General features: G+C 67.8%; 6 protein-coding genes. 3 read left to right on the top strand and 3 right to left on the bottom strand.

Annotated elements, in window-relative coordinates; genetic code table 11:
* Window positions 1-628, bottom strand: a 628-nt coding sequence (gene rfbG, locus WAL33_RS06095; protein ID WP_422179489.1) for a CDP-glucose 4,6-dehydratase, incomplete at its 3' end; no start/stop codon positions are given.
* Between the two features lie 126 nt (window positions 629-754).
* Here rfbG and rfbH point away from each other — a divergent pair.
* Genes rfbH through WAL33_RS06080 form a run of 3 tightly spaced genes read left to right on the top strand, consistent with a single transcriptional unit; the run spans window position 755 to window position 4,384 of the window.
* On the top strand, window positions 755-2,131 hold the full coding sequence (gene rfbH, locus WAL33_RS06090; protein WP_422179488.1) for a lipopolysaccharide biosynthesis protein RfbH: 1,377 nt from the start codon (window positions 755-757) through the stop codon (window positions 2,129-2,131).
* Between the two features lie 19 nt (window positions 2,132-2,150).
* A complete protein-coding gene (locus WAL33_RS06085; protein ID WP_422179486.1) occupies window positions 2,151-3,281 on the top strand; it encodes a glycosyltransferase family 2 protein in 1,131 nt (376 codons plus the stop codon).
* A 5-nt stretch (window positions 3,282-3,286) separates the two neighbouring features.
* Window positions 3,287-4,384: a class I SAM-dependent methyltransferase gene (locus WAL33_RS06080; RefSeq protein WP_422179484.1), complete on the top strand. Its 1,098-nt coding sequence runs from the start codon at window positions 3,287-3,289 to the stop codon at window positions 4,382-4,384.
* On the opposite strand, the gene WAL33_RS06075 is transcribed toward WAL33_RS06080, so the two are convergent.
* Window positions 4,381-5,244, bottom strand: a complete 864-nt coding sequence (locus tag WAL33_RS06075; RefSeq protein WP_422179482.1) for a class I SAM-dependent methyltransferase — start codon at window positions 5,242-5,244, stop codon at window positions 4,381-4,383. The genes WAL33_RS06080 and WAL33_RS06075 overlap by 4 nt on opposite strands.
* Before the next feature lie 7 nt (window positions 5,245-5,251).
* On the bottom strand, window positions 5,252-7,042 hold the full coding sequence (locus WAL33_RS06070; RefSeq protein WP_422179480.1) for a thiamine pyrophosphate-binding protein: 1,791 nt from the start codon (window positions 7,040-7,042) through the stop codon (window positions 5,252-5,254).
* Window positions 7,043-7,060 lie beyond the last annotated feature (18 nt).

Genomic DNA, 7,060 nt, shown 5'->3' with positions numbered 1-7,060 from the left:
GGACGTCGGGCAGCAGACGGTCGCGCGACCAGTCGCCGCCGCCGATCACGTTGCCGGCCCGGGCCACGCCCACCGCCGCGCCCGCCGCGTCCAGGGATGAAGCGAAATAGGCTTTCACCGCCAGCTCGGCGCACGCCTTGCTGGCGCTGTAGGGATCGCGTCCGCCCAGACGGTCGCCCTCGCGATAGGCCTGGCCGTGCTCAAGGTTCTCGTAGACCTTGTCGGTCGTGATGATCAGCGTCGTGGCGGGACGGGGCAGCCGGCGCACCGCGTCCAGCAGGTTGACCGTGCCCATCAGGTTGGTGGCGAAGGTCTCGCGCGGTTCGTCATAGGAGCGCCGCACCAGGGGCTGGGCGGCCATGTGGATCACCACCGACGGCGCGAAATCCAGCACGACGGCGTCCATCGCATCGGGATCGCGTATGTCGGCGATCACGCTGTCCAGACCCTGAGCAATCCGCGCCGCCTCGAACAAGCTGGGCTCGCTGTCCGGCGCCAGCGCCATGCCGCGCACGGTCGCCCCCAGCCGCTCCAGCCACAGGCTCATCCAGCCGCCCTTGAAGCCGGTATGGCCAGTCAGCAGCACTCGCCGTCCTCGCCAGAAATCCCCGTTGATGCCGATGGTCATGACGCGTCCAATGCCGACCGGGACGCACGCAACGCCCGCGCCGCGTCCCACGCGGCAGTTTGGCGCGTCGAACACGCGCCGAATCGGCGATAATCTTGGTCTCCGCCGAGGCGGAGCAGCAAGGCCATGCAGGGGCGGGCCATCGGGGAGCAGGTCATTTCGTTTCAGGAACCCTCTGAGGAGACCGCGGCGCTCCGCGCCCGAATTCTCGCCCTGGTCGAGGAATACCACGCGCTGGCCCACGCGCCGAAGGCGTTCGAAGCCGGCGCTTCGCCCGTTCCGGTCTCGGGGCGGATCTACGACGCGTCCGACATGCGCAGCCTGGTCGACTCGTCCCTGGACTTCTGGCTGACCACCGGCCGCTTCAACGACGCCTTCGAAGCCAAGCTGGCCCAGCGCCTGGGCGCCCGGTTCGCGATGACCGTCAATTCCGGCTCGTCCGCCAATCTGGTGGCGTTGTCGGCCCTGACCTCGCCCAAGCTGAAGGCTCGCCAGCTGAAGCCCGGCGACGAGGTGATCACCGCCGCCACCGGTTTCCCGACCACGGTCAATCCGCTGCTCGGCGCGGGCCTGGTCCCCGTGTTCGTCGACATGCTGCCGACCACCTACAATTTCGATCCCGACAAGGTCGCCGCCGCCATCGGCCCCAAGACCAAGGCGATCATGGCCGCCCACACCCTGGGCAATCCCTTCGACCTGGCCGCCATCCGCAAGCTCTGCGACGACCACGGACTGTGGCTGGTCGAAGACTGCTGCGACGCCCTGGGCTCGACCTATGGCGGCAGACAGGTGGGCACGTTCGGCGACGTCGCCACCCTCAGCTTCTATCCCGCCCACCACATCACCACGGGCGAAGGCGGAGCGGTCTTCACCAACGACGAGTTCCTGCGCCGCCTGGCGGAGTCGTTCCGCGACTGGGGCCGCGACTGCTTCTGCGCGCCGGGCATGGACAACACCTGCGGCAAGCGGTTCGGCTGGAAGATGGGCGACCTGCCGCGCGGCTACGACCACAAATATATCTACGGCCACCTCGGCTATAATCTGAAGATGACCGACATGCAGGCCTCGGTGGGGGTGACCCAGCTGGACCACCTCGACGGTTTCATCACGGCCCGCAAGCGCAACTTCGCCACCCTGAAAGCCGGCTTGGCCGACCTGCAGGCGTTCCTGGTGCTGCCCGAGGCGACGCCGAACAGCGACCCGGCCTGGTTTGGCTTCCCGATCACCGTCAAGCCGGACGCGCCGTTCACCCGCAACGAACTGACCCGCGCCTTGGAAGACGCCAGGATCGGCACGCGCCTGCTGTTCGGCGGCAATCTGGTGCGCCAGCCCTACATGGCCGGCCGAAATTTCCGCATCGCCGGCGACCTGACCGTCGCCGACGCGATCATGGAGCGGACGTTCTGGATCGGGGTCTATCCCGGCCTCGGCGACGACCACATCGCCTATATGCTCGACATCCTTCACAGCTTCTGCCGCGCCCGCGCCATGGCGTCCGCCTGACCCTCAAGCGAGAGAGCCCATGTCCAAACTCGAATGCGCTCTCGCCGACAGCCAGGTCCGGCCGTTCGCTCAGCCGCCGGTGCTCAGCATCGTCATCCCCACCCATGAGCGCGCCGCCGAACTGAAATTGACCGTGCAATGCATCGCCGATCAGCTGACGGACGGGCTTGAGGACAAGGTCGAGCTGCTGATCAGCGACAACGCCTCGAGCGCCGAGACGGTCGGCATGATCCGGGCCTTGGCCGCGCACTACCCGCGCTTGGGCTACATGCTCAACGCCCGCGACGAGGGCGGCTTCTTCAACCTGTTCGCCGCGCCCTGGCGGGCCCGCGGCCGCTACACCTGGACCTTCGGCTCGGACGACGTGTTGCTGGAGGACGGGGTGCGGAGCGTGGTCTCGATCCTCGAGCGCGAGGCGCCCAGCTTCCTGACCCTGAACAAGAGCGCCGCCAACGCCGATCTGAGCCAGACGCTCTACCCGAGACTGAACAACGTGCCAGACAGGCGCTTCGACACCTTCATCGATCTGTTCAGCGCATTCGGGATCAATCAGCTGGCTTTCATCAGCGCCCAGATCGAAAGCACCGAGGTCGCCCGGTCCTTGGACGCCGAGCCCTATCTGCGCAGCGACACACGCCACCCGCACGTGGTCGCCTTCTTGGAAAAGCACGCCCACGCCCCGGCCTATTACAGCGCGGCCAACCATCTGGTGCACAGGGTCGATAACTCCCAGACCATCGACTACAACGGCGGCAACTTCTTCGACTACGCGGGAGACCTGCCCCGCATGCTGATCGAGGTCGCCGAAAAGGTCGGCGCGCCGGCCGACCTTTTCGAGCGCACCAACGGCCATCGGCAGGTGACCTCCTACGATCCACCGAGCGTCACGCTGGTCGATACGGTGTTCGAGAACATCCTGCGGGCGGCCCATTCGGGCTATCACCTCACCTTGGGCCATCGTCGCGCCCTGGAGGCCGCCCTGGTCCATTGCCGATCGGACCGGATGGCGCAGTTCGCCGAGCTCTGGACCTACAGCAACACGCTCCAGCAAATGGCCCGGCGCGAGACCGAAGCGACAAACGCCCTGATCCGCGCCCGTGACGCCGCGCAGGAAGCTTCCAAGATGTTCCTGAAGTCGACGGCGCCCTAGAGATCATGTCCCACAAGCCCTCCTGCCCGATCTGCGACCGCCAGGCCGGCGCGCCGATCGCCGAGCTGCGTTTCGGCGACAAGCCGCACCTGCCCGGCGCCATCACCCTGTACGGCTGCCCGGACTGCGACTTCGCCTACACCTGGCCCCGCGATCCGATCGGTTATCGCGACTACTATGCGGCGGTCGCCAACGACGCCGCCCAACGGCACGGCCAGTATCGCAACCTGCCCCAGGCCGAGATCCTGGCCGGCCTGATCGCCTCGCGGTCGGTCCGTTCGGTTCTGGACTTCGGCTGCGGCGGCGGCGGGCTGCTGCACGTCCTGGCCGAGCGCTTCCCGCAGGTCCAGTTCCTGGGCTTCGACATCAACGCCAACTTCCCGTCGGACCTGCCGAACCTGCGGTTCAGCGACCAATTCCCGGACGCCGGCCACGACCTGGTGATCCTCAGCCACGTGGTCGAGCACATGGCCGACATCGATCAGATCAAGGACCTGTTCGGCCTGGTCGGCGAAGGCGGCCTGGTCCACATCGAAACGCCGGATCCGAAACTCTATGCCAGCTTTCCGCAGCCCCATTTCGGCTATTATGTCGACCGACTGCACATCAACCACTTCTCGCAGCGGTCGATCCTGAAGATCGCGCCGCAAGGTTTCGACGTCGTAGCCGGCGGGACCTATCGCATGCCCTACGCCCTGGGCGAGTTCTATCCGGCCCAGTATGTCGTCCTGCAGAACCGACGGGCCGAGCAGGCTGTCCCCGCCGCCATCGAGGCCTATCTGCAAGCCGAGGCGTCGCGCTGGGCCAAGGTTCATGCCGAACTGAAGGACCGAAAGTTCTTCGTCTACGGCTTTGGCGACAACTTCCATCGCAGCCTGCTGCCCAGCGGTCCGCTGAACGGGCTGGAAGGCAATGTCGTCGCGGTGATCGACCGCAACGCGCCGGCTTTGTCGGCCGAGGGCCAAGGCACTTTCCAGTTCGTGGCCCCGACCGACGTCGCCCGGATCAACGGCGGCCTGATTGTCTGCACCGTCTCGCAGTTCTCCAAGCTGGACGCGTTCTTCCGCGAGACCTATCCGAACAGCGAAGTCCTCTACCTCTAGCCCTTCCGGCAGAGCATGCAGAACAGCCGGCCCGTCCGTCCGTAGATCTCGGTCTCCAGGATCTCGAAATGGACGATCGCCAGACCCTGGCGGGCGACCAGGGCGCGCAGCGACGTTTCGGTGAAGAAATTGACGTGCTCGTGCCAGTACTTCCGGCCCGCCGCCAGGTCTTCGACCCCGGCGTTCTGGATCATGTAGGCCTCGTACGGCACTTCCAGATAGAGCAGGGTTTCCGGCGACATCGCCTCGGCGATGTCGTCCAGCAGGGCCGCCGGGGCCGGCACGTGCTCCAGCACGTTGCTGCAGACCACCAGGTCGAACCGGGCCCGCACCAGGTCGTCGCGATCGACGGCGGCGACGCCTTCGACCAGGGTCAGGCCCGAAATGTCGTGCACCGACAGGCTCGCAGCGCCGTCCCGGAAGGGCGTGTTGAGGCCGGTGTCGCCGCCCCAGTCCAGCACGTGCGGCGGCCCCGCCAGATGCGGCGCGATCATCGCCTCGACCTGCGGCAGGTAGGCCGCCCGCTCGGCCAGGGCGGTGTTCAGGGCCGCGTAGCCGGGCTCGAAGCGCTCGCGCATCGCCGTGTACTCGGCGTTGCGATAACCGGTGTAGAGCCGCGCCATCTCCGCGTCGCTGAACCGGATGTCCAGGAACAGCGCCCCGCAGTCGCGGCACTGCACCGAGTTGCACAGCGGGTAGGCCATGCCCAGGCGCAGGGTCTTCATGCCCCAGTCGGGCGTGATTTCGACCGGCTCCCAGTCGAACACCCGCTTGGCGACGAAGGGCATCAGGATCGCTGGCGACTTGCGCAGGCGCTCGCCGTCGCAGCAGATGCAGCGGCTGGCGATGCGTTCGCTCACGAGGCCGCTACCACTGGATGTCCGACAGCGGCGTGGACGACAGCTTGCCCTCCGGCGATATCACCGTCTTGACCGCCGGACCGCGCGACTCCGTGGCGTCGATCATCAGGTCGACAACCACCGGCGGGGCGTCCGCGGCCAGGGTCGGCAGCAGGGCGTCCAACGCCTCCAGGCTGTCGATCCGCAGATAGCGCAGGCCGAACGCCGGGGCGACCCGGCCGTAGTCGGGGATGAAGACGCCGGAGTCCCTGTCCGACCCGCCGGCCGCGCCGAAGTGACGGATCTGCGAGGCCAGGATCGAGCCGTAGCCGTCGTTGTTGAGCACGAACAGCACGAAGCCCTTGGGGGCGTAGTTGGCCAGGGTCGCCAGCTCCTGCAGGTTCAGCATCAGGCCGCCGTCGGCCTCGACGCAGATCACCTGCTTGTCGGTGGCGAAGCTGGCGCCCAACGCTTGGGGCAGGCCCAGGCCCATGGCGCCCAGCGAGGCGCCGAAGAAGATGCGGGCGTCCTCGCGCGGCGCGAAGAAGCGGAAGAAGGCCTCGATGGCCCAGCCCGAACTGGTGGGCGCGAAGACCTTGCCGGGCGACCAGGCCGACAGGCGCTGGGCCACGCCGTAGACGTTGAGGCTGTCGACCGTCAGGCGTCGGCGCTCATCGACCGCATATTCGGCTCGGCGCGCCTCGCACCAGGCCAGCCAGTCGGCCGCCATGGCCTTGGGGCGATCCCGGGTCGCGCCGACGCCGGCCGGCAGGGCCTTCAGATCCGCCCGAACGGCGCGCGTGTCCGGCATGCCGTCGAACTTGGCCAGTTCGCTGGGGTCGATGTCGATCATCACCCGCTGGGCCTGGCCTCCGAAATCCTGGCGCTGGAAGGCCGTGGTGCCCAAGTCCAGCCGCGCGCCCAGGAACAGCACCCGGTCGGCCCTATAGAGGATCTGGTTGGCCGAGAGCGGCGCCATGCCGCCTGGCGCGCCGAAGTTCAGCGGATGCTCGGTCGGCAGCTGGTCGATCGACACCCAGGAGACCACCGCCGGCAGGCCGTGCGCCTCGATGAAGCTGCGCGCCGCGGCCTCCACTTGGGCCAGCCGGCAGCCGTTGCCGATATAGACCAGCGGACGCTCGGCCTCGAGCAGCCAGGTCAGGGCCTCGGTCAAGGCGGCGAGATCGGCGGGACCGACCTGGGCAGCGACCCGGGCCCGGATCGCCTCGACCGCCGCCTCGACATCTTCGGGCGTGTCGTCGATCACCACGTTCTGGATGTCGAGCGGGATCTCGACGAACACCGGCCCCGGCCGTCCGGCGAAGGCCTCGGCGAAGGTCTCGATCAGCTCCTCGCGGAAATCCGCCGCGGTCAGCCGGATGAAGCGCTTGACGCAGGGGCTGATCAGGTCGCGCGACCGCACCTCCTGGGCGCCATGGGTGCGCGTGCCGAAGGCGTCGATGTCGGCGGTCTTGACCTGGCCGGCCAGCACGATCACCGGCGCGCTGTCGCCATAGGCCGAGCACAGGCTGGTGATGGTGTTGGTGACCCCCGGACCGGCGGTGACCACCGCCAGGCCCGCGCCTCGATAGTCCGTAGCCTTGGCGTAGCCCTCGGCGGCGGCGGCGCAGGCCTGTTCGTGCTGGTTATAGACGGCCGTCAGCCCCGGATGGGTCGATACGGCCCGGTTCAGGTACATCGCCATTCCCCCCGTCAGGGTGAAGGCCGCGCGGGCGCCCAGGGCCGCGGCGAGGTCCACGGCGTACGAGGCGATGTTGCGTTCGGCCGCTGGCCGGGTCGGGGGACGAGAAGGACTCATGAACAACCACGCCGAAAA

The organism is Caulobacter sp., from assembly GCF_049283275.1.
Taxonomy (GTDB): domain Bacteria; phylum Pseudomonadota; class Alphaproteobacteria; order Caulobacterales; family Caulobacteraceae; genus Caulobacter.
The sequence above is the reverse complement of the archived record's forward strand: the minus strand, read 5'-3'. Positions and strand labels throughout refer to the sequence as shown.

Excerpts from the sequence above, each read along its gene's own strand:
- WAL33_RS06085 (WP_422179486.1), top strand. The coding sequence starts at position 2,151 with ATGTCCAAACTCGAATGCGCTCTCGCCGACAGCCAGGTCCGGCCGTTC.
- rfbH (WP_422179488.1), top strand. The coding sequence starts at position 755 with ATGCAGGGGCGGGCCATCGGGGAGCAGGTCATTTCGTTTCAGGAACCC.
- WAL33_RS06070 (WP_422179480.1), bottom strand. The coding sequence starts at position 7,042 with ATGAGTCCTTCTCGTCCCCCGACCCGGCCAGCGGCCGAACGCAACATC.
- WAL33_RS06080 (WP_422179484.1), top strand. The coding sequence starts at position 3,287 with ATGTCCCACAAGCCCTCCTGCCCGATCTGCGACCGCCAGGCCGGCGCG.